Source organism: Streptomyces sp. NRRL WC-3549, from assembly GCF_000721935.1.
In the GTDB taxonomy this organism is placed as follows: Bacteria; Actinomycetota; Actinomycetes; order Streptomycetales; family Streptomycetaceae; genus Streptomyces.
Genome location: NZ_KL585422.1, coordinates 10,838 through 12,477, shown reverse-complemented (window position 1 = coordinate 12,477; position 1,640 = coordinate 10,838). Strand labels below are relative to the sequence as shown.

General features: G+C 69.1%; 1 protein-coding gene. It reads right to left on the bottom strand.

Annotated elements, in window-relative coordinates:
• Positions 1-192 precede the first annotated feature (192 nt).
• On the bottom strand, positions 193-1,640 hold a 1,448-nt coding region (locus IH13_RS0126195; protein WP_031088423.1), incomplete at its 5' end, for an LVIVD repeat-containing protein.

Genomic DNA, 1,640 nt, shown 5'->3' with positions numbered 1-1,640 from the left:
GTCCGGCGGCCGTCCGTGGGCGGTGCCGCCGGTCCGGCCGCGGACGGTTCCGGCGATCCCCCGCATCGCCGGAACCGAGGGCCACATCATGTCCCCGCCCGGCTCCCCGGTCAACGAGGATTCCGCGGGTGTCCCGCCGGGCGGAGGCCGCCCGGCGGGGCACCCGCGTCACCCGGGGTGCGGGCGCTCGCGTCAGCGGCCGAAGTACTCCGGCTGCGTCTGGACGTTGAGCTCGTCCAGCCGCACCTTCTTCGCCGGGTCCGTGCGCCGGTCGTTCAGCTTCAGGACGTCGAAGCCCTTGGCGATGTCGTTGGAGTAGATGTAGCCGTTGTAGTAGTACGCCGACCAGGGGCCGGCCGTGGTGACCGCGTCCGTGGAGACGGGGCCGCGCTCGAAGTAGGCGATCTCCTTCGGCTTCGAGGAGTTGGTGAAGTCCCACACGGAGACCCCGCCCTGGTACCAGGCCTGGACCATGATGTCCTTGCCCTTCACCGGGACGATCGACCCGTTGTGCGCGACGCAGACCTCGGTGTCGGCCTGCGGGCGGTCGATCTTGAAGTAGCTGCGGAAGACGAGCTCGCGGTGGTCGCCGCGGCCCTTGATGTCGTAGATGCCGTCGGCGCCGCGGTTCGGCCCGATCTCCTCGTTGCAGGTGGCCGCACCGCCGCCGCCGAGCTCATCGGTGAAGACGACCTTGTCGGCCGTCTGGTTGAAGGTCGCGGAGTGCCAGAACGCGAAGTTCACGTTGTCCTGCACCCGGTCGATGACCTTGGGGTGCTCCGGGTCCTTGATGGAGAACAGCAGACCGTCGCCCATGCAGGCACCCGCCGCCAGGTCCTTCGACGGCAGCACCGTGATGTCGTGGCAGCCGGTGGTCTGCGACACGCCGGGGTTGGCCGGTGCACCCGGGTTCCCGCCGTCCGGGAAGAGCACCGGGAAGTTCACGACCCGGGACTTCTCCGGCGCGTTGCGCGGCACCTTGATGACGGAGATGCCGTCGTGCGGCGGCTTGCAGTCCGGGAACGCCGCGTTGGGCGCGTACGAGGAGACGTAGATGTACACGTCCCGGCGCTCCGGGATGATCGTGTGCGTGTGCGAGCCGCAGGCGGTCTCGACGGAGGCGACGTACTTCGGGTGGCGCTTGTCGCTGATGTCGAAGACCTTCATGCCCTCCCAGGACGACTTCTCCGTGGCGGGCTGGGTGGTGCTGGAGCACGAGTCGTCGCTGCGCGAGGAGTCCGTGGACAGGAACAGCAGGTCGCCCGAGACGGAGATGTCGTTCTGCGAACCGGGACAGAGCACCTGCGCGACGGTCCTCGGCTTCTTCGGGTTGCTGATGTCGAAGATCCGGAAGCCGTCGTAGTTGCCGGTGTAGGCGTACTCGCCCTGGAAGGCCAGGTCCGTGTTGAGCCCCTGGAGCGCGTCCTTGGGGACGTTGGTGACGTGTTCGATGTTGTCGCTGTGGACGATCTCGTCCACGCCGGGTACCTCACCGCTCCTGATGGCGGCCTCGGCGTCCGTCCGGGCCTGCCGGCTCACGGATACGCCGCCGTCGGTGGTGGCGGTGTCACCGGGGTCGGGTGTCGCGGCCGCGGGTCCGGCCGTGAACAGCGTGGCGATCAGCCCGGCCGCGGCTGCCG